Source organism: Galbitalea soli (assembly GCF_010686725.1).
In the GTDB taxonomy this organism is placed as follows: domain Bacteria; phylum Actinomycetota; class Actinomycetes; order Actinomycetales; family Microbacteriaceae; genus Galbitalea; species Galbitalea soli.
On record NZ_JAAGWZ010000001.1, the window covers coordinates 784,802 to 805,270 of the forward strand.

The window sequence follows — 20,469 nt, forward strand, 5'->3', positions numbered from 1 at the left end:
GTGTTGCGGCGGTCGCGTGCCCGGTCAGCCCTCGACGGGCGCCGCGAACTGCGCCTCGTACAGACGCGCGTACGCCCCGCCCGCGGCGAGGAGCTGGTCGTGGTCGCCCTGTTCGACGATCGAGCCGTGCTCCATCACGAGGATCAGATCCGCGTCACGAATGGTGGAGAGCCGGTGCGCGATCACGAAGCTCGTGCGGTTCTGCCGGAGGGCGCGCATGGCGCGCTGCACGAGCACCTCGGTGCGCGTGTCCACCGAGCTCGTCGCCTCGTCGAGGATGAGCACGTTCGGTCGCGCGATGAAGGCACGGGCGATCGTGATCAGTTGCTTCTCCCCCGCTGACAGGTTCGACGCCTCGTCGTCGAGCACCGTGTCGTAGCCATCGGGAAGGGCGTGCACGAAGCGATCGACGTAGCTCGCGGTGGCAGCCTCGAGGATGTCGGCCTCCGACGCTCCGGTGCGACCGTAGGCGATGTTGTCGCGAATCGTGCCTCCGAACAGCCAGGTGTCCTGCAGCACCATCCCCATCCGGGACCGCAGCTCCGCCCGCGGCAGCCGCGCGATGTCGACGCCATCGAGCGTGATGCGACCGGCGTCCACCTCGTAGAAGCGCATCATCAGGTTCACCAGGGTCGTCTTACCCGCGCCCGTCGGTCCCACGATGGCGATGGTCTGCCCCGGCTCGGCGACCAGCGACAGCGTCTCGATGAGCGGGGTCTCCGCGTCGTAGCGGAACGAGACGTTCTCGAAGGCGAGGCGACCCGGGAGTGGCGTGCCCGGGGCGGCGACCGCTCCGGTCTCGGCATTGACGTCGGCATCGGCATTGGTGTCGGCACTGGCGTCGGCGGACGGGCTGACGGGTGCGGGCACCTCCTCCCGGTCATCCGGCGACTGCTCCGTCGCGTCGAGCAGTTCGAACACTCGCTCGGCGCTCGCGACCCCCGACTGCAGGAGGTTCGCCATCGAGCCGAGCTGGCTGAGCGGCTGCGTGAACTGGCGCGAGTACTGGATGAAGGCCTGCACGTCGCCGATTCCCATCGACCCGGACGCGACCATGAGGCCGCCGACGACGGCGATCGCGACGTAGACGAGGTTGCCCACGAACATCATGGACGGCATGATGATGCCGCTCACGAACTGGGCGCCGAAGCTCGCGCGATACAGTTCGTCGTTCTTGTCGGCGAAGCGGGCCGCGACCTCCTTCTGGCGCCCGAACACCTTGACGAGCGCGTGGCCGGTGAAGGCCTCCTCGATCTGACCGTTCAACGCGCCGGTGTGCGACCACTGGGCGACGAAGAGCTTCTGCGACCGCTTCGCGATGACCGCCGTGATGAGCAGGGTGAGCGGAATGGTCACGAGGGCGATCACCGCGAGGAGGGGCGAGATGACGAACATCATGACCAGAACGCCGACCACCGTGAGCAGCGAGGTCACCAGCTGACTCATCGTCTGCTGGAGGGTCTGCGAGATGTTGTCGATGTCGTTGGTGACCCGGCTCAGCAGCTCCCCCCGCGGGGTGCGATCGAAGTAGCTGAGCGGCAGGCGATTGAGCTTCGCCTCGACGTCGCGGCGCATGCGATAGACGGTGCGCTGCGTCACCCCGTTCAACACGTAGCCCTGCAGCCACATGAAGACGGCGGAGAACACGTAGAGCGCGAGGGTGATGAGCAGCACGCTGCTGAGCGCGGCGAAGTCGATGCCATGGCCGGGGTGCAGCTGCATGCCGCTCAGCAGATCGGCGAGCTGGTTCTTGCCCGCGGCGCGGAGCCCCGCGATGACCTCTGCTTGCGTGGCGCCCGCCGGGAGCGACTTCGAGACGAAGCCGTCGAAGACCAGGTTCGTGGCCTGACCGAGGAGCTTCGGGCCGATCACGCTGAGAACCACGCTCACGACCCCCAGCAGGATGACCGCGACGACGGCGACACGCTCCGGTCGCAGTCTGCCGAGGAGACGCCGGGCCGACGGCCCGAAGTTCAGCGACTTCTCGACCGGCATGCCCATTCCGCCGAAGGGGCCACCACCACCACCGGGGCCGCGGCGCGGCATGGGCGGACGGACCGGGGCGCGATTGCTGTCACTCATGCCGCCTCCTCCGCGCGGAGCTGGCTATCGACGATCTCAGCGTAGGTGTCGTTCGACGCCAGCAGCTCGGCGTGGGTGCCACGGCCCACGATCTCGCCGTGCTCGAGCACCAGGATCTGGTCGGCCTCCACGATCGTGGAGACGCGCTGGGCCACGACGATGATCGTGGCGCCGCGAACCGACCGGAACAGCGCCTGCCGGAGCCGGGCATCCGTCGCCGTGTCGAGGGCCGAGAACGAGTCGTCGAACACGTAGATCTCCGGCTTGCGCACGAGGGCACGGGCGATCGCGAGTCGCTGGCGCTGACCGCCTGACACGTTGGTGCCGCCCTGGGCGATTGGCGCCTCGAGCCGCTCGGGCATCTCGGCGACGAACTCCCGCGCCTGGGCGATGTCGAGGGCCTCCCAGAGATCGTCGTCGCTCGCGTCGGGGTTGCCGTAGCGGAGGTTGGACGCGACCGTTCCGGAAAACAGATAAGGCTTCTGGGGCACCAGGCCGATTCGGCTCCACAGGAGTTCCGGGTCGAGGCGCCGGACGTCTTCGCCGTCGACGAGAGTCGCGCCGCCGGTCACGTCGAACAATCGCGGGATGAGGCTCACGAGGGTCGTCTTGCCCGAGCCGGTGGAGCCGATGATCGCGGTCGTCGTACCGGGCCTGGCCGTGAAGTCGATGCCGCGCAACACCGGCGCGTCCGCACCGGGATACGTGAAGGTGACGTCGCGGAAGGCGAGTTCGCCGTGCTCGTGCAGGCGAGAGACCGGAGCGGGATCGATGACCACGCTCGATTCGGTGTCGAGCACCTCCGCGATGCGGTCGGAGGAGACCGACGCACGGGGAATGAGGATCGCCATGAAGGTCGCCATCATGACCGCCATGAGGATCTGGATCAGATATTGCAGGAACGCCGTGAGGGCACCGATCTTGATCGAGCCGTCCTCCACCCGAGCGGCGCCGAACCAGATCACCGCGACGCTCGAGACGTTGAGGATGAGCATGACGACCGGGAAGACCAGCGCGAAGAGCCGCCCCGCGCGCACCGCGGTCTGGGTGAGGTCGGCGTTGGCCGACTCGAACCTCTCCACCTCGACGGTCTCCCGCACGAAGGCGCGCACGACGCGGATGCCCGTCAACTGCTCGCGCAGCACGCGGTTGACCGCATCGATCCGTGTCTGCATCGACCGGAACAGGGGCACCATGCGCGTGATGATGAGGCCGATCGAGACGAGCAGCACCGGAACCGCGACGACCATGATCCACGACAGCCCCACGTCCTGCTGCAGAGCCATGATCACTCCGCCGATGGCGAGGATCGGCGCGGAGACCAGCAGGGTGCAGGTCATGAGCACGAGCATCTGCACCTGCTGCACGTCGTTCGTCGTGCGGGTGATCAGCGAGGGAGCACCGAACGACGACACCTCGCGCTCGGAGAAGACGCCCACGCGGTCGAAGATGGCCGCGCGAAGGTCGCGCCCGACGCGCATGGCAGCCTTCGCCCCGAAGTAGACCGCGACGATGGCCGCCACGACCTGCGCGAGCGTGATGGCGAGCATGAGGACTCCCACTCGCACGATGTAGCCCGTGTCGCCCTGCGCGACGCCGTTGTTGATGATGTCGGCGTTGAGGCTGGGCAGGTACAGCGAGGCGATGGACTGGGCCAGCTGGAAGACGATGACGCCCGTCAGCAGGCGCCAGTGCGGGCGCAGGAATTTACCGAGGATTCTCAGAAGCACCCCTGAAGCCTAGGGCGAGCCACAGACAGCGGGGAATACTCGAATGAGAGTATTCGCCGACAGCGGATCAGCGGGGGAAGAATGCCGAGATGGCCGCGAGATCGGTGGGGGTCGGCGACCAGCGGCCCGCGGATCGCGCGTTCGTGACCACCTGCTCCGGCTTCGTCGCCCCGGCGATCACGCTCGACACCCCCGGCTGCGCCAGCAACCACTCGAGGGTCGCCTCCAGCATGCTGACGCCGCGCTCGTCGCAGAACGCCTGATAGCGCGCCATCGCGTCCCAGGGCACGCCGTCGAGGGCTTCGGGGCGGATGACCGTGAGCCGGCCATCCGCCGGCCTCGACTCCCGCGTGTACTTGCCCGTGAACAGCCCATTGAACAGCGGGAAGAAGGGCAGGAACCCGAGCCCGTAGGCGTTCGCGGCGGGGAGCACGTCGTCCTCGACGTGGCGCACGAGCAGGCTGTACTCGTTCTGGGCGGAGATGAAGTGCGGGTGCCCGGCGGACTCGGCCCGCCATTCCGCGTCGGCGATCTGCCATCCGGTGAGGTTGGAGTGCCCGATGTACCGCACCTTGCCCTGCTGCACGAGCTCGTCAAGTGCCGCGAGAGTCTCGTCCATCGGCGTGATGCCATCCGGGTGATGCAACTGGTAGAGATCGATCCAGTCGGTGCGCAATCGACGCAGGCTCGCCTCCACCGCGATGCGAATGTATCGCCGAGAGGCGCGGGCGCCCCAGTCCGGGCCGTTCGCGCCGCCCATGTCCATGCCGAATTTGGTCGCGAGGACGACCTCGTCCCGCCGTCCGCGGAGGGCGTTGCCCATCAGGCTCTCGCTGAGCCCGCGCTGGCCGCCATAGATGTCCGCCGTGTCGAACAGCGTGATGCCGGCGTCGATCGCCGCGTGCACGACCGCGTCGGTGCCGGCCTGCGTCTCGGTCGCGGTCTTCGGCCGACCGAAATTGTTGCATCCCAGCCCGACGGCAGAGACCATGAGACCCGAGCGTCCGAGCGGGCGGTAGTGCATGTCAGCCATGGCACCATCCTGCCCCACTCCTCCCCAGGCCGGGGCGGTCCACAGGCCCGATCCCGTGTCCGATTCCCGCCAGTGGAGGTCGGTGGCGGCGGCTACAGTCGGTTCATGGTCACGTCCCCCTCCCCCGTCGCGCTCCTCCGCCTCGACTCACCGATCGGCCGCATCGAGGTCACCGGCGACGGCTCATCGCTCACCTCGCTCTCGATCGCCCGCGCCGGCGTCCTCCCCCACGATCACCTGGATGACCGGCCCGACGACATCCTCCGCGAGGCCGCGCGCCAGCTCGCGGACTACTTCCGCGGCGCGCGCCAGCGCTTCGAGCTCCCGATCGACGCCCGCGGCACCGCCTTTCAGCGCGCGGTGTGGGCGCGGCTCGACGAACTCGAGTGGGGCGAGATCACGAGCTACGGCGAGCTGGGTCAGGCGACGGGGCGCCCCACGGCGGGCCGCGCCGTCGGCGGTGCAGTCGGCGCCAATCCGGTCCCCATCATCGTTCCCTGCCATCGCGTGCTGGCGACCGGTCGGCGCATCACCGGGTACAGCGGCGGAGACGGCATTCCGACGAAGGCCTGGCTGCTGGCCCACGAGGGAATCGAGTTCGCGGCGTGACCGCGAGCCCCGCGCCCGATCTCGTGGTAGGCGACGACGGACTCGCCCGGTGCCGCTGGGTCGGCAGCGATCCGGAGTATCGCCGCTATCACGACGAAGAGTGGGGCCGCGCGCTGCACGGCGACCGGCCGCTCTTCGAGAAGCTCAGCCTCGAGGGCTTCCAGGCCGGGCTCTCCTGGATCACGATCCTTCGCCGACGGCCCGGCTTCCGCGAAGCGTTCGATGACTTCGACCCCGCGGTGATCGCCGGCTACGACGACGCGCGGGTCGAGGCTCTGATGAGCGACGAGCGGATCATCCGGAATCGGGCCAAGATCCTGGCCACGATCTCCAATGCGCGCATCATGCTCGAGCTCACCGACGGCGCGCCGGGCGCGCTCGACGAACTCCTGTGGTCGTTCGCGCCTTCGGCCCGGACCGCCCGACCCGCGGCGATGTCGGAGCTGGCCGCCATCACCCCCGAGTCGGAGGCGATGAGTGCCGCCCTGCGGAGGCGCGGGTTCCGCTTCGTGGGGCCTACGACCATGTACGCGCTCATGCAATCGAGCGGGATGGTCGATGATCACCTGGTCGGGTGCTGGCGGGTCGCCTAGGCACCGGGAGTGCGAGGAACGCTGCCGAAGCCCGCCCGCGGCGGCGGAAAGCCGGCCGCGGTGATGAGCGACGGCTCGTAGACGTTCTCGCGACCCGCGAGGAGCAGGCACCACAGCCATGGGAGGAAGATTCCCAGGACCACCCACCCGCTCGGCTTGCGGAACGCGATTCCCGTGCGGTACATCCCCATCGCCAACAGCACGAACGGCACGATGTTCGCGTACGGCACGAGCGACAGGAGCGACCACGCGCCCGCCTGACCGCCGACTTCCAGCCACTTCCACGTCGAGTAGATCGGAACCCAGCCGGCCCACGGCGCCACCCCGACCTTGCGGAAGAAGAGCATGAGCGAGATGGAGGTGAGCACGTAGGCACCCAGCAGGATGACCAGGTAGCCGGCGATCAGGATGATATTGATGAGCGCGTTGAGTCCGGAGTACGGATCAGAATTCATGTCCACACTCTAGGGGGCGGGAGCGCCACGTCAGACGACCAGGTGCACCTCGCCCTCGGGGCCGCGCGCGAGCTCGATCCCCGATTCGGCAGCCCACTCGACGAGCTCCTCCACGGTGCCGAAGTTACGGCCGGCGACAGCGAGCGCGCGAACCAGCTCGCCCTTCGCCGTCTTGTTGAAGTGGTTCAACGCCCGCCGGGCACCCGAGTCGTCCACGGTGAGCACGCGCGTGAACACGCTGTGGGCACGCGCCGGTGCCGGGCCGAGCTCCACGTAGCCCTCCGAGCGGAGATCGAGGATCACGCCTCCCTCGCCCGCGAGCACGCGCCCGATCGGCTCCCGCCACAGCGCCCTCAGCGCCACCCCGTCGAGTCGGCTGTCGTGCGAGAGGCGGTACGCCGGAATCTCGTCTCCGGCTCGGGTCAACCCGAACAAGGCCGAGTGGATCACGACGTGCTGAAACAACCAGGCGCGGGCCGCCTCGGGCAGGGTCGCGGAATCGAGCGCGTCGTAGAGCACGCCCGTGTACCGGTCGATCGCGGGCATGAGGGGCGACGACGTCACCTGCCGGTTGCGTTCGACCTCGGCCCGCTGAGTCGGCCCCAGTCGCAGGGCGGCCATCGCACGACTCACGCTGCTCGAGGTGCGTCGTAGCCCGGCGAGAGCGGCACGCCTCGCCCGCGTCAGCTCGGGAAACGACAGCTCGTCGAGTGACAGCGTCGTGCCGTCGTGGCCGCCATCCCGCTTCGTCTCCGACGGCGGCAGGATGACCAGCATCACCTCTCCCGGTGACGCCGGTGCCGACGCGCCCGCCAGGCGGGCGTCGGGCCGGTCACCCGCGTCAGGCCAGTTGGGCGTTGCGCGCGACGACGGTGACGCGGTCGTGCTCGACCGAGAGGAAACCGTCGTCGGCGGTCGCCGTGACAGTCGTGCCCTCGGGCGTCAGCACCCGCACCTCACCCGCGGCGAGCACCGCGAGAATCGGCTCGTGTCCCGCGAGAATACCGATCTCGCCCTCGGTGGTGCGGGCGACGACCTGTCGGGCCGCCCCCGTCCACACCTCGGCGTCGGCGGAGACGACGCTCACCGTGAGTTCGGCCATGATCAGCCGTTCTCCTTCTGGATGCGGGCCCACGCCTCTTCGACATCGCTGATCGCGCCGACGTTGAAGAACGCCTGCTCGGCCACGTGGTCGAAGTCGCCGCGAGCGATCGCGTCGAACGACTCGATGGTGTCCTTCAGCGGAACGGTCGAGCCCTCGACGCCCGTGAACTTCTTCGCCATGTAGGTGTTCTGCGAGAGGAACTGCTGGATGCGGCGCGCCCGCGAGACGGTGACGCGGTCCTCCTCGGAGAGTTCGTCGACACCGAGGATCGCGATGATCTCCTGGAGCTCCTTGTTCTTCTGCAGGATCGCCTTGGTCGCCGTCGCGACCCGGTAGTGGTCGGCACCCAGGTAGCGCGGGTCGAGGATCCGGCTCGTGGAGGTGAGCGGGTCGACAGCGGGGTACAGGCCCTTCGACGCGATCTCGCGGCTCAGCTCGGTCGTCGCGTCGAGGTGCGCGAAGGTCGTCGCCGGGGCGGGGTCGGTGTAGTCGTCGGCCGGGACGTAGATCGCCTGCAGCGAGGTGATCGAGTGTCCACGGGTCGAGGTGATGCGCTCCTGGAGCACGCCCATCTCGTCGGCGAGGTTGGGCTGGTAACCCACGGCGGAGGGCATACGACCCAGCAGGGTCGACACCTCGGATCCCGCCTGGGTGAACCGGAAGATGTTGTCGATGAAGAGCAGAACGTCCTGGTTCTGCACGTCGCGGAAGTACTCGGCCATGGTGAGGGCCGACAGCGCGACGCGGAGACGCGTTCCCGGCGGCTCGTCCATCTGGCCGAACACGAGGGCGGTCTTGTCGAAGACACCCGCCTCCTCCATCTCGTGGATGAGGTCGTTGCCCTCGCGGGTGCGCTCACCGACGCCCGCGAACACCGACACACCACCGTGATCCTGCGCGACGCGCTGGATCATCTCCTGGATGAGAACGGTCTTGCCGACACCGGCGCCGCCGAAGAGGCCGATCTTGCCACCCTGCACGTAGGGGGTGAGCAAGTCGATGACCTTGATTCCGGTCTCGAAGAGCTCCGTCTTCGATTCCAGCTGGTCGAAGGCCGGGGGCTTGCGGTGGATGGGCCAGCGCTCGGTGATCTCGAAGGACTCGCCATTGATCGTGCCGTCGGGGTCGGCGTTGAGCACCTCGCCGATGACGTTGAACACCTTGCCCTTGGTGACGTCTCCGACGGGGACGGAGATCGGCTCGCCGGTGTCGCGCACCTCCTGGCCGCGGACCAGACCATCGGTCGGCTTGAGCGCGATGGCGCGCACGACGTCGTCGCCGAGGTGCTGCGCGACCTCGAGCGTGATCTCCGTGCCCACCCCGTCCAGCGTGATGGTGGTCTTGAGCGCGTTGTACATCTTGGGGATCGAGTCGTGCGGGAACTCGATGTCGACGACGGGGCCGGTGACACGCGCGATGCGGCCGACGCTGACGACGCCCGACGCCGGAGCGGCGCCCTTCTTCTTCGATGCGGGGGCTGTAGTAGTCATGGCTTCCCTTTTCTGTTCTTACTACTTCGCCGAGCTGAGGGCGTCTGCGCCGCCCACGATCTCGGAAATCTGCTGGGTGATCTCGGACTGGCGCGCGTTGTTGGCCAGCCGGGTGTAGTCGGTGATGAGCTTGTCGGCGTTGTCGCTCGCCGACTTCATCGCGCGCTGGCGGGCGGCGTGCTCGGAGGCCGCGGACTGCAGCATCGCGTTGAAGATACGGCTTTCGATGTAGACCGGGAGCAGGGCATCCAGAACGTCGGCGGCCTCGGGCTCGAACTCGTACAGCGGCAGTGCCTCGTCGGGAGCCGGCTTCTCGTCGCCCTCGACGACCTCGAGGGGCAGGAGACGGACCACTTCGGGCACCTGGGTGACCACGCTCACGAAGCGGTTGTAGACGATGTGGATCTCATTCACACCGCCCTCTTCCTCGGGCTGCACGAACTTCTCGACGAGGGTTCGGCCGATCTCCTGCGCGGTCGCGAACTCGGGACGATCGGTGCCGCCCGTCCAGATCTTCTCGGCCGCGCGGCGACGGAAGGCGAAGTACGCGGCGGCCTTGCGACCCACGACGTAGTACACGACCTGCTTGCCCTCGGCGGTGAGCCGGGCCACGAGTTCGCCCGACTCCCGCACGATGTTGGTGCTGAACGCGCCCGCGAGCCCTCGGTCGGAGGTGAAGAGCACGACAGCCGCGCGCGTCACCTTCTCGGGCTCGGTCGTCAGGATGTGATCGACGTTCGAGTAGGTCGCGACAGCGGAGACCGCGCGCGTGACCGCCCGCGAGTAGGGGCCGGAGGCGGCCACCCGCTGCTGCGCCTTCTGGATGCGCGAGGCAGAGATGAGCTCCATGGCCCGAGTGATCTTCTTGGTCGTCTGGGCAGACTTGATCTTCTGCCGGTAGACCCGAAGTTGCGCTCCCATGTCTTACTTTCTTCTTCGTCGGTGATCGGTCGGGAGGCGCGTCAGCGCTTCTGCTTGACGATCTGCTCCTGCGTGATGTCCTCGGGCTCGATCTCCTTGAACTGCTCCGTGCCGGCGAGGGACTTGCCCTCACCCGTCTGGAACTCGAGCTTGAACGCGTCGACCGACTTCTCGAGCGCGGCGACGGTGTCGTCGTCGAGCACGTTGGTGTCGCGCAGCGTGGTGAGGATCGCGGTGTTGCGGCCGAGGTAGTCGAGCAGTTCGCGCTCGAAGCGCAGGACATCCTCGACGGGAACCTCATCGAGCTTGCCGTTGGTGCCCGCCCAGATCGAGACGACCTGCTCCTCGACCGGGTACGGGGAGTACTGCGGCTGACGGAGAAGCTCTGTCAGGCGCGCACCGCGGGCGAGCTGGCGACGGCTGGTCTGGTCGAGGTCGGAGGCGAACAGCGCGAAGGCCTCGAGCGAGCGGTACTGCGCGAGCTCGAGCTTGAGCGTTCCGGAGACCTTCTTGATCGACTTCACCTGGGCGTCGCCACCGACACGGGAGACCGAGATTCCGACGTCGACCGCGGGACGCTGGTTGGCGTTGAAGAGATCGGACTGAAGGAAGATCTGGCCGTCGGTGATCGAGATCACGTTCGTGGGAATGTACGCCGAGACGTCGTTGGCCTTGGTCTCGATGATCGGGAGGCCCGTCATCGAGCCGGCGCCCAGTTCGTCGGACAGCTTCGCGCAGCGCTCCAGGAGGCGGGAGTGCAGGTAGAAGACGTCGCCGGGGTAGGCCTCGCGGCCCGGCGGGCGACGCAGCAGTAGCGACACGGCGCGGTACGCCTCGGCCTGCTTGGAGAGGTCGTCGAACACGATGAGGACGTGCTTGCCGCCGTACATCCAGTGCTGGCCGATGGCCGAGCCGGTGTAGGGGGCGAGGTACTTGAAGCCCGCGGGGTCGGAGGCCGGTGACGCGACGATCGTCGTGTACTCCATCGCGCCGGCGTCCTCGAGCGCACCCTTGATGCCCGCGATCGTGGAGCCCTTCTGGCCGATCGCGACGTAGATGCAGCGCACCTGCTTGTTGACGTCGCCCGACTCCCAGTTGGCCTTCTGGTTGATGATCGTGTCGAGCGCGATCGCGGTCTTGCCGGTCTGGCGGTCACCGATGATCAGCTGGCGCTGGCCGCGCCCGATCGGGATCATCGCGTCGATCGCCTTGATACCCGTCTGCATCGGCTCGTGGACCGACTTGCGCTGCATGACGCCGGGAGCCTGAAGCTCGAGCGCGCGGCGACCCTCGGAGGCGATCTCACCGAGACCGTCGATCGGGTTGCCCAGCGGGTCGACCACACGGCCGAGGTAGGCATCGCCGACGGGAACGGAGAGCACCTCGCCGGTGCGGGTGACCTCCTGGCCCTCCTCGATACCGGTGAACTCGCCGAGCACGACGACGCCGATCTCGTTCTCCTCGAGGTTCTGGGCGAGGCCCAGAGTGCCGTCTTCGAAGCGCACGAGCTCGTTCGCCATCACACCGGGAAGACCCTCGACGTGCGCGATGCCGTCCGCGGCGTTGGTGACGTGACCGACCTCGGTCTTCGCCGCCTTGCCGGGCTCGTAGGCCTTGACGAAATCTTTCAGCGCATCGCGGATCTCGTCCGGGCTGATGGTGATGTCTGCCATTAGTGTTCCTTACTCCTGAAGTGTTCGAGCGCGCTATCGGGCGAGCTGAAGTCTGAGGTCGTTGAGCCTGGTCGCGACGCTGCCGTCGATGACGTCGTCGCCGACCTGCACGCGGATGCCGCCGAGAATCGCGGGGTCGACGACCTGATTGACCTTGAGCTCGCGGCCGTACTGCGCCGACAATCCCTTGACGAGGCGAGTGAGCTGGGTGGCCGGGATGGGCTTCGCGGCGGTGATGGTGGCGATGGCCAGACCGGCCTGGTCGGCGACGGTCGAGGTCGCGTAGCGGATGAGTTCTCCGATGCGGCGCTCCCCGGGCTGCTGCACGAGCGCTCGGAGGATCGCAATGGTCTGCACGCTCGCCTTGCCGCTCAGCAAGCGCTCGACGAGCGCGACCTTCGACTCGGTGGAGCCGAGCTTGCTGCTCACGGCGAGCTCGAGTTCGGCATCCGACCGCACCGCCGCGGCGAAGGCGAACAGCTCGCCCTCGATCGAGACGGAGGAGGGCGCGGACTCCGCGATCGCACGGATGCCCAGCTCTTCGACCGCCGCGACGAGATCCGCATCACTCGACCAGCGGGCGTCGGCGATCGCACCGAGCACCGCCCGCGCGCGATCCGTGAACCCGCCGAACAGCGCGTCCACAATGCCGCGCTTGTCGGACTTCTCGGCGGAGTCGTCGGCCAGCGCCGCGCGGAGCGGCGCCGAACCTCCGATGGTCACCGCGGCCTGGAGCAGCTGCTCCCCCGTGGCGAGATCGGCTGCACCCGCGACCGCGTTCAACGCCGCGATCGCGTCGGCGAGTGCTTCTCTCGTTGCGGAACCCATGAATTACGCCTTCGCCGCGCTCGAGGCGCTTTCGGATGCTTCGAGGTCGGCGATGAAGCGGTCGACGATGGCGGAAGCCCTCTTGTCGTCGCTCAGGCTCTCGCCGATCACGCCCGACGCGAGGTCGATCGCGAGCGAGCCGACCTCCGCGCGAAGCGAGACGAGTGCCGCCTGGCGCTCCGCCTCGATCGTCGCCTGGGCGTTCGCGGTGATGCGCGCCGCCTCGGCAGACGCCTGCTCCTTGAGCTCGTTCAGGATCTTCGTGCCGTCGACACGGGCCTGCTCGCGAATGCGGCCGGCCTCGGCACGGGCCTCGGCGAGCTGCTTGGTGTACTCCTCGAGCACGGCAGCGGCCTCGGCCTGAGCGTTCTCAGCTCGCTTGATTCCGCCTTCGATGACTTCGGCACGCTCATCCAGCATCGTCTTGACGCGCGGCAGAACCAGGCGCCAGAAGAGGAACAGGAGAACGATGAAGGACACCGCGCCCCAGACCAGGTCTGGGGTATTGGGGAGAAGCGGGTTGATGGGCTTCTCCGCGGCTGCGATCAGCACGGGAGTCATGAGCCTCTGCCTAGTTCGTGAAGATGTAGTAGGTAGCGATACCGATGAGCGCGAGCGCCTCGGTGAAGGCGATACCGATGTACATGAGGGTCGTCAGACGGCCCTGAAGCTCGGGCTGGCGAGCGACGGACTCGATCGTCTTGCCGACGACGATGCCGACGCCGATGGCCGGGCCGATTGCTGCGAGGCCGTAACCGACGGTCGCGATGTTTCCGTTGATCGCGGCGACGATGGATGTTGCGTCCACGTTGTGTTTCCTTCCATTGGGCGACCCTGGCGATTACCAGCGCCGTTGAATTGTGTCAGAGGTTTAGTGCTCGTCGGCCAGCGCGAGCTGGAGGTAGACCGCGGTGAGCAGGGTGAAGACGTAGGCCTGAAGAACGGCCACCAGGATCTCGAAGAGGGTGAAGGCGAAGCCCACCGCGTAGGTGGCGACACCGATCACGCCGAAGAGATTGCCGATCTCGAAGAAGAAGAAGGTCGTCGCGCCGTAGAACAGCACGAGCAGCAGGTGCCCCACGATCATGTTCATGGTGAGTCGGAGGATGAGCGTCACGGGCCGGAGCACGAAGGTCGAGAAGAACTCGATCGGCGTCACGATGATGTAGAACGGCCACGGCACGCCCGGCGGGAAGAGCGCGTTCTTGAGGAACGCCCCCGGGTGCTTCTTGAGACCCGCGTAGATGAAGGTCACGTACGAGACGAGCGCGAGGATGATCGGGATACCGATCAGCGAGGTGCCCGCGATGTTGAGCGGGCTGATCACGCCGGTGATGTTCATGCCGAGGACGAGGAAGAAGATGGTCGTGAGCAGGGGCAGGAAGCGACGCCCCTCCTTCTTGCCGAGAAGGTCTTCCGCGACGTTCACCCGCACGACATCGAGGCCGAGCTCCACGACGCTCTGGAACCGACCGGGGATCAGCTTCATGCGACGCGAGCCGAGCCAGAAGAACAGGAAGAGCGCGATGACCACGATGACGCGGATGATCATGATCCGGTTCATCTCGAAGGGCGTGCCGATGAACAGAACGGGCGCTGGATAGAACTCGTCGATTGATGGCCCATGGAACTGCGCACCGCCACCGCCGTCGGTGGCGAAGGGCACTATCTGGGCGATGGCGTGATGTAGCAGCGCTATCTCCGAAAATCGGGGCGTGCGAGCACGCGGCGATGAAAATTGGGGGTGAAACCGGTCCCTAGCCTATCAACAGAATCGGCCGCGTTCGAATCCCTATTTATTAGCTGTCGCTGCGCTCCGGCGTCACCGCTGAGCGTGGCTCATCGATGTAGGGCTGACGCGTGCGGGCCACCACGATCACGTCGACGAGGAGGCTTCCGACGACCGCGGCGAGGATGCAGAAGAACAGCACGTGCGGCTGCACCCAGGGTGCGCGGCCGGTCAGGAACACGAGGGCCAGGAACATGACGAACTTGAGCACCCAGCCGCCCAGCACGATCGCGAAGAAGGCCGGGCTGAACGCCTCGTAGCGGCGCGACCGCGTCGCGAGCAGGATGCTGCCCGAGGTGATCCCCAGAAACACCGCCGCCATCGCGGTCCCCACGAGCGCGCTCAGCACGCCGTTTCCGCCCGCGACGAGTCCCCCGATGACGCCACCGACCACCGCGATCGCGAGGGCCAGGAGGGCGCCGTAGATGAGTGACCGCTTCAGGACGATGGTTGCGCTGTTCACGAGGCGGCGCCTTCCTTGGGGGTGAGGGTGGTGGGATCGGCGCCGGCGAGGGGACGGGCATCCGCCGCAGCCGCGTCGAGCGGATCGAGCCGGGCGATCGCGGGATCGGAGGCGCCGGCCGCAACGGCAGGAGCGGACTGGGCGGCCGCCTCCTCGCGCTTGCGCCTGCTGAGGGGCGCGAGCGTGAAGACCGTCGTCACGACCAGACCGGTCACGATGATGGCGAGCCCCCAGTACCAGGGCACGAACAGGAACATGAGCACGCCGACCGAGGCGACGGCCGTCCAGGCGTAGAAGATCAGGACGGCGTGCAGGTGCGAGTGCCCCATGTCGAGCAGGCGGTGGTGCAGGTGCTTGCGGTCGGCGGAGAACGGCGACTTGCCCGCGCGGAGTCGACGGAACACCGCGAGCCCGAAGTCGAGCAGCGGAATCACGAGGATCGCGACCGGGAGCAGGATCGGGATGAACGCGGGCAGCAGGTCACCGTGACCGAAGGTGCCGTTCTCGACCGAGATGGGGTCGATCTGACCGGTGACCGCGATCGCGGTCGCGGCCATCAGCAGGCCGACGAGGAGGGCACCGGCGTCACCCATGAACATCTTCGCGGGGTGGAAATTGACCGGCAGGAATCCGAGACAGGCGCCGATGAGCACCGCGGTCAGGAGCGACGCGAGGTTGAAGTAATCGATGTTGTTGGCGGCCTGCTGCAGGTAACTGAAGATGAAGAACACGCCATTGGCGATGATCGCGACGCCCGCCACGAGGCCGTCGAGACCATCGACGAAGTTGACCGCGTTCATCACCAGCACGACAGCGAAGATCGTGAGGATCAGCGAGGTGAGCGGTGAGATCAGGATGATCCCGCCGATGGGCAGACTCGTGATCTGGATGCCGCCGAACGCGAGCACTCCGGCCGCGATGATCTGCCCCGCCAGTTTGGTCACCCAGTCGAGGTCCCAGATGTCGTCGACCACCCCCATCACGACGATGATGAACGCTGCGGCGACGACCGCGAGGATGTTCTCCGGCGAGGAGAACACGGGTTTCAGCTGCGGGATGAACGATGCGACGCCCAGACCGACGAGAACGCCGAAGAACATCGCCACGCCACCCAGTCGCGGTGTCGGCCGGGTGTGAACGTCACGCGAGCGGATCTTGGGATACAGGCGGTAGCGATGGCTGAGCCTCAGGATGAGCACCGAGAGCGCCCAGGTGACGGCCGCGGCGACGACGGTGGTCAGGACATAGAAGATTATTCGCATCGATCGGCCCCGACGATGCCGTGGATCGCCTCGTCGCTGATCACGCCGTGACGAACGATCCGCAGCTTGCCGCCGGGCTGGTCGAGCGCGGTCGCGTCGACGATGGTCGAACCGGGATCGGGCGCGCCCGCATGGCTCTCCCCCACCCTGCCCCCGTCGAGGTACACCTCCACGGAGTCGCCGAGAGCGTCGTGCGCCTCGGTTGCGGTGGCGGCGGCCGGCTGACCCGTCAGGTTGGCGCTCGACACGGCCAGTGGTCCCGTCTCGGACAGCAGCTCGAGGGCGAACTCATTCGCGGGCATGCGCAGGGCGACCGTGCCGCGGGTCTCGCCGAGGTCCCAGACGAGTGAGGTCCGTGCCTTCAGGATGACCGTGAGGCCGCCGGGCCAGAACACGTCGACGAGCGCCCGCACCTCGTCGGGGACCGACTCGGCAAGGGCATCCAGAGTGGGGATCCCGGGAATCAGCACGGGCGGGGGCGACTGGCGCCCTCGGCCCTTCGCGTCGAGGAGCCGCTGGACGGCGTCGGGCGAGAACGCGTCGGCCGCGATCCCGTACACGGTGTCGGTCGGGATGACGACCAGTTCTCCCCTGCCGATCGCCCCACGGGCGAGCCGCATACCGGTGAGCAACTCGGCATTCACCGAGCAATCGTAGAGAGAGGCCATGACTGGACCATCGTAGCCGCCGGGCGCCCAGCGAGCCTGCGATACCGTTGACACACCGTGGATCTCTACCTCTTCGACTTCGACAAGACCCTCTACGCCTACGACTCCCGTAAACGCCTCCCCGCACAGAGCAGGCTGAGCGGAGTGAGCCAGTACCACCTGGCGAAGAGCTGGTGGGTGCCGGGGTACGAGGTTCGCGCGGAACTCGGGGAGTGGCCGAGCGCGCAGGAGTATCTCGACGAATTCGCGCGCGTCACCGGAGCCCGGCTGACCCTCGACCAGTGGTGCGAGGCGCGTCACGCGGCGAGCACGCCCAACCCGGGCGTCGTGGCGGCCCTCCGGCGTGCGTCCACCCTGGGCACGGTCGGACTCTTCTCCAACAATCCGCCGACGTTCTCGGCGACGCTCAGCCGAATGGCTCCCGATGTCGCGGCGATTCTGGGCCCCAACGTGCTGGTCAGCTGGCAGCTCGGCATCCGGAAGCCCGATCCCGCCGCTTTTCTCGCCGCTGTCGCGCACTACGGCGGCACCCCCGAGCGCACCTTCTTCGTCGACGACTCCGCCGCCAACGTCGCGGGGGCCAGGTCCGCCGGGCTGACCGCCTTCCAGTACCGGGGCGCGGATGACCTTCCCGCGCTCGACGCGGCGATCGACGAGTTCGCGGCGCGGGGTCGCGCATGACCCTCCTGTTCATCTTCGACATGGACGACGTGCTCTACCGCTACGACTGGCGCCGTCGCATGGCGGGGATGACCGACCACCTGGGTCTCCCCTTCGAAACGCTGCGCGAGCTCTGGTGGAACCACGACGGCGAGGGCGCCGCGGAGGCCGGTCGCTGGGCCACGGGCGAGGAGTACCTCGCCGCATTCCGCGCCCGCATCGGCGGCGACATCGACCGAGAGGACTGGTTGCGCATCCGGGGCGAGGCGATGACCCCTGATACCGCCGCCATCGCGGCGGCGGCTCGCGCATCCCAGCTGGGTCGGGTCACGCTGCTCACCAACAATGGGCCGCTCGTCGGCGAGAATCTGGCCACCCTCGCGCCGGCGCTCGTTCCGATCTTCGGCGAGCACCTGCGGGCGTCCAGCCACTACGGAGCGAGGAAGCCCGACCGGGTGGTATACGAGCGAGTGCTCGAGCGCTACGCGGTGGAGGCGCGCGATGCGTTCTTCGCCGACGACATGCCCATCAACGTCACGGGTGCGGCCGAACTCGGCATCACGGCTCACCACTTCACCGGCGCCGCCGGGCTCCTCGCCGCGGTCGAGGCCTTCGCGGCTGCGCGCGGCTGACGCGGGCGCGGTCCTTCCCCCGCGAGTTGGCACTTTTCGTGCAACAAGTCGCGCTCAGCGGCCAGAAACGACAAGACCGCGCGCCCTTGGAGAGTTGTAGCACGAATTCGTCCCACGAAACGAGGGTGCTGACAGGGAGCAATTCTGATGATTGCCGCCGCGGCCGTGGGAGCAATGATGACGAAGGTGACGGTCGCGTGCGTGCCGAAGCACAGAGCTCGTGGCCGAACAGAGCCCTTCTCGCACGACCAGAAGGATCGCGGCAGAAGGTAGCCCCACTAACGGGGGGCTCAGTTCCAATCTGAGAATGCGCTCAGCGATCCGGGTTCAACAGAGCCCGTGGGATCTGTATTCAATCGCGAAAGGGTGAGGCTACCCAACCACGCTCGATGAGCGCGCGGCGGAGGCGGCCGATGGTCGAGGCCATGTCGTCGCCCAGGTGGGCCCGGTCGACTCGGATCACTCGCCAGCCGAGATGCGCGAGGTCGTCGTAGCGATCGAGATCGCGGTGCTGCTGGCGGGCATCCGTGAAATGGTGACTGCCGTCATACTCGATCGCCACGCGATAGTGCGGATATGCCATATCGAGGATCGCGAGGAGCTGACCCGCTCGATCGCGCACCGACACGTTGACTTCGGGCTCAGGCATGCCCCACGAAAGGAGTTCGAGGCGAAGCAAGGACTCGCGGGGCGAATCGGTTCCTGCCCGCACGAGCCGGAGGGCCTCCGCCAGACGCCGGGTACCGCGACGACCGGTATCGATGCGAACGACCCTCTCCAGTTCAGCCATCGAGCTGACAGGGTTCTGTCGTCGAACCAGGGCATCTCCCACGACGACGAGCTCGGCCAACGAGAAGTCGCCGGCGACTTCCCGCCACGCGACAGCCGGCGGGGAGACGCGCACCGACGTCGAGTCGGCAAGATGCGCGATCCGGTACTGGTGGCCACATACGTCGCGAGCACGCGGAGCGCGCGCGGGATACACCACTCCGACGTGAACGATCGACTCGCCCTCGAAACGCAGTGGCACCGGCAGACCGTGCACGGCGAGTGCGGAGATGTGACTGAAGAACTGGTTCTCCCGGAGGCGCGGCAGGAAGTCCAGGGCTGCGTTGAGCAGTACGGCTCGGTTGTCGCGCGCGCGTTGTGCCGCGACGGAGATCCGAACACCAGTGAAGGGAGAACGGAGGTCGGTCGATCGGAGGCGACCCGCCGTCAATCCGCGCTCATGCGCGTCCTTCACAGAAAATGACCGTCGGCTGAGATCGGCGGGCAAGGGAGCGAGTTCTGTCACGCATACAGAGTGCGACATTCGGAAAGGGCATCCCCGCGGAGCGCTGAAGGTGTGGAAAACACGCGTGGGTGATAACGCTGTGGAGGGCCTCATCGGCGGGCTTGCCACGCCTGCACCCTCTCTTTGTGGGACAAAAGCGTGCAAGGTGTTGGGGCGTGCACCACGAGTTGTCGATTTTCGGCGATGCGCCCACGAAGTGGGACAAAAAGTGCCAAGTCGGGGAGGGGATGGTAGGGCGAGGCGGGGAGGACGGGGCAGGCAGGGCAGTGCAGGCCGGGCGAGGCGGGGAGGGCGGGCCGGCAGGCGCCGCCCGCTCAGCGGAGCGCCGTTGTCGCGCGGTCGCGCCCGAGCAGGTCGGGGTGAGTGGCGATCGCGCGCCACCCGTCGGCGGCCAACAGCGACGCGATCGCGGCGCCCTGTAGTTCGCCGTGCTCGAGCACGAGCGTGCCGCCGGGCCGGAGCAGACGCTGAGCGGTCACGGAGACCTGCCGCACGACGTCGAGCCCGTCGGGGCCGCCGTAGAGGGCGTGCCCGGGATCGAAGAGCCGCACCTCGGGGTCACGCGGCACCGCGTCGTCGGGGATGTACGGCGGGTTGGAGATCACGACATCGACGGTCGCGTTCAACTCGGGCAGGGCATCCGCAAGATCGGTGAAGACGATTCTTGCGTTCTCGGCACGCACTCGCACCCGGTTCTCCCTCGCCCACACGAACGCTCTCGGTGAGTTCTCGACGGCGTACACGGTGGCGCGGCCGACCTCGGTCGCCATCGCGAGTGCGATCGCGCCACTGCCCGTGCCGAGGTCGACGGCGATGGGATTCGAGGTCGGCACCGCGTGCAGGGCATCGATGGCGAACTGGGCGACCTGCTCCGTCTCGGGCCTCGGCACGAAGACTCCCGGCCCGACCGCGAGCTCCATCGAACGGAATGGCGCCAGCCCGGTGATGTGCTGGAGCGGCTCGCGCGCGGCGCGGCGCTCGATCGCCTCGGTGACCGGCACAAGTTCGTCCGCGGGAATCTGCTGACCCGTGATGGCTCGCGCCTGCACCTCTCCCCTGCTGAGACCGAGCACGTGGCCGATCAGCAGCTCGGCGTCGACCTCGGGAGTCGGCACTCCCGCCCTCGCGAGGAGGGCGACGGCGTGCTCGCGGAAGGCGGCGATCGTGATCGGGTTCATGACA

At 67.6% G+C, this 20,469-nt stretch carries 22 protein-coding genes; 4 read left to right on the forward strand and 18 right to left on the reverse strand.

Features of this window, described 5'->3' with window-relative positions:
• Window positions 1-24: 24 nt before the first annotated feature.
• The 3 genes from G3T37_RS03660 to G3T37_RS03670 all read right to left on the reverse strand — a co-directional run bounded on the left by G3T37_RS03660 (window position 25) and on the right by G3T37_RS03670 (window position 4,845).
• Window positions 25-2,082, reverse strand: a complete 2,058-nt coding sequence (locus tag G3T37_RS03660; protein ID WP_163472095.1) for an ABC transporter ATP-binding protein — start codon at window positions 2,080-2,082, stop codon at window positions 25-27.
• Entirely contained in the window at window positions 2,079-3,812 is a 1,734-nt protein-coding gene (locus tag G3T37_RS03665) for an ABC transporter transmembrane domain-containing protein (RefSeq protein WP_163472096.1), read from the reverse strand. Before G3T37_RS03665 ends, G3T37_RS03660 begins: the two co-directional genes overlap by 4 nt.
• 67 nt (window positions 3,813-3,879) lie before the next feature.
• Window positions 3,880-4,845 (reverse strand): aldo/keto reductase, encoded by a 966-nt coding sequence (locus tag G3T37_RS03670; RefSeq protein WP_163472097.1) that lies wholly within the window; start codon window positions 4,843-4,845, stop codon window positions 3,880-3,882.
• Between the two features lie 105 nt (window positions 4,846-4,950).
• Here G3T37_RS03670 and G3T37_RS03675 point away from each other — a divergent pair, with 105 nt between their 5' ends.
• Window positions 4,951-5,454 (forward strand): methylated-DNA--[protein]-cysteine S-methyltransferase, encoded by a 504-nt coding sequence (locus G3T37_RS03675; RefSeq protein WP_163472098.1) that lies wholly within the window; start codon window positions 4,951-4,953, stop codon window positions 5,452-5,454.
• Window positions 5,451-6,047, forward strand: a complete 597-nt coding sequence (locus G3T37_RS03680) for a DNA-3-methyladenine glycosylase I (RefSeq protein ID WP_338401170.1) — start codon at window positions 5,451-5,453, stop codon at window positions 6,045-6,047. The genes G3T37_RS03675 and G3T37_RS03680 overlap by 4 nt, the downstream gene beginning before the upstream one ends.
• Here G3T37_RS03680 and G3T37_RS03685 read toward each other — a convergent pair.
• The 13 genes from G3T37_RS03685 to G3T37_RS03745 all read right to left on the reverse strand — a co-directional run bounded on the left by G3T37_RS03685 (window position 6,044) and on the right by G3T37_RS03745 (window position 16,701).
• Complete coding sequence (locus G3T37_RS03685) at window positions 6,044-6,502, reverse strand: DUF5684 domain-containing protein (protein WP_163472099.1); 459 nt, start codon at window positions 6,500-6,502, stop codon at window positions 6,044-6,046. The two genes, G3T37_RS03680 and G3T37_RS03685, sit on opposite strands and share 4 nt — an antisense overlap.
• Window positions 6,503-6,532: 30 nt before the next feature.
• Window positions 6,533-7,279, reverse strand: a complete 747-nt coding sequence (locus tag G3T37_RS03690; protein ID WP_163472100.1) for a YaaA family protein — start codon at window positions 7,277-7,279, stop codon at window positions 6,533-6,535.
• Window positions 7,280-7,343: 64 nt separating this feature from the next.
• Entirely contained in the window at window positions 7,344-7,604 is a 261-nt protein-coding gene (locus G3T37_RS03695) for a F0F1 ATP synthase subunit epsilon (RefSeq protein ID WP_163472101.1), read from the reverse strand.
• Between the two features lie 2 nt (window positions 7,605-7,606).
• A complete protein-coding gene (gene atpD, locus G3T37_RS03700) occupies window positions 7,607-9,097 on the reverse strand; it encodes a F0F1 ATP synthase subunit beta (protein WP_194241319.1) in 1,491 nt (496 codons plus the stop codon).
• A gap of 21 nt (window positions 9,098-9,118) precedes the next feature.
• A complete protein-coding gene (locus tag G3T37_RS03705) occupies window positions 9,119-10,018 on the reverse strand; it encodes a F0F1 ATP synthase subunit gamma (RefSeq protein WP_163472102.1) in 900 nt (299 codons plus the stop codon).
• A 41-nt stretch (window positions 10,019-10,059) separates the two neighbouring features.
• On the reverse strand, window positions 10,060-11,691 hold the full coding sequence (gene atpA, locus G3T37_RS03710) for a F0F1 ATP synthase subunit alpha (RefSeq protein WP_163472103.1): 1,632 nt from the start codon (window positions 11,689-11,691) through the stop codon (window positions 10,060-10,062).
• 33 nt (window positions 11,692-11,724) lie between these two features.
• Entirely contained in the window at window positions 11,725-12,519 is a 795-nt protein-coding gene (locus G3T37_RS03715; RefSeq protein ID WP_163472104.1) for a F0F1 ATP synthase subunit delta, read from the reverse strand.
• A gap of 3 nt (window positions 12,520-12,522) precedes the next feature.
• Entirely contained in the window at window positions 12,523-13,080 is a 558-nt protein-coding gene (locus G3T37_RS03720; protein WP_163472105.1) for a F0F1 ATP synthase subunit B, read from the reverse strand.
• Between the two features lie 10 nt (window positions 13,081-13,090).
• On the reverse strand, window positions 13,091-13,327 hold the full coding sequence (atpE, locus tag G3T37_RS03725) for an ATP synthase F0 subunit C (RefSeq protein WP_163472106.1): 237 nt from the start codon (window positions 13,325-13,327) through the stop codon (window positions 13,091-13,093).
• Window positions 13,328-13,390: 63 nt separating this feature from the next.
• Window positions 13,391-14,185, reverse strand: coding sequence for a F0F1 ATP synthase subunit A (gene atpB / locus G3T37_RS03730; protein WP_338401171.1), 795 nt, complete (start codon window positions 14,183-14,185; stop codon window positions 13,391-13,393).
• A 133-nt stretch (window positions 14,186-14,318) separates the two neighbouring features.
• A complete protein-coding gene (locus G3T37_RS03735) occupies window positions 14,319-14,771 on the reverse strand; it encodes a Cg1360 family ATP-synthase-associated protein (protein ID WP_163472107.1) in 453 nt (150 codons plus the stop codon).
• Window positions 14,768-16,033 carry an MraY family glycosyltransferase gene (locus G3T37_RS03740; RefSeq protein WP_163472108.1) on the reverse strand — a complete coding sequence of 422 codons (1,266 nt, stop codon included), beginning with the start codon at window positions 16,031-16,033 and terminating at the stop codon, window positions 14,768-14,770. Before G3T37_RS03740 ends, G3T37_RS03735 begins: the two co-directional genes overlap by 4 nt.
• Window positions 16,024-16,701 (reverse strand): L-threonylcarbamoyladenylate synthase, encoded by a 678-nt coding sequence (locus G3T37_RS03745; RefSeq protein WP_163472109.1) that lies wholly within the window; start codon window positions 16,699-16,701, stop codon window positions 16,024-16,026. The genes G3T37_RS03740 and G3T37_RS03745 overlap by 10 nt, the downstream gene beginning before the upstream one ends.
• 57 nt (window positions 16,702-16,758) lie before the next feature.
• Between G3T37_RS03745 and G3T37_RS03750 the strand changes: the two genes are divergently transcribed.
• On the forward strand, window positions 16,759-17,382 hold the full coding sequence (locus G3T37_RS03750) for an HAD-IA family hydrolase (protein ID WP_163472110.1): 624 nt from the start codon (window positions 16,759-16,761) through the stop codon (window positions 17,380-17,382).
• Entirely contained in the window at window positions 17,379-17,993 is a 615-nt protein-coding gene (locus tag G3T37_RS03755) for an HAD family hydrolase (RefSeq protein ID WP_163472111.1), read from the forward strand. Before G3T37_RS03750 ends, G3T37_RS03755 begins: the two co-directional genes overlap by 4 nt.
• A gap of 352 nt (window positions 17,994-18,345) precedes the next feature.
• Here the strand turns inward: G3T37_RS03755 and G3T37_RS15260 are convergent, their stop codons facing one another.
• On the reverse strand, window positions 18,346-19,287 hold the full coding sequence (locus G3T37_RS15260) for a DUF559 domain-containing protein (RefSeq protein ID WP_163472112.1): 942 nt from the start codon (window positions 19,285-19,287) through the stop codon (window positions 18,346-18,348).
• Between the two features lie 314 nt (window positions 19,288-19,601).
• Window positions 19,602-20,465, reverse strand: coding sequence for a peptide chain release factor N(5)-glutamine methyltransferase (prmC, locus tag G3T37_RS03765; protein WP_163472113.1), 864 nt, complete (start codon window positions 20,463-20,465; stop codon window positions 19,602-19,604).
• Window positions 20,466-20,469: the final 4 nt, after the last annotated feature.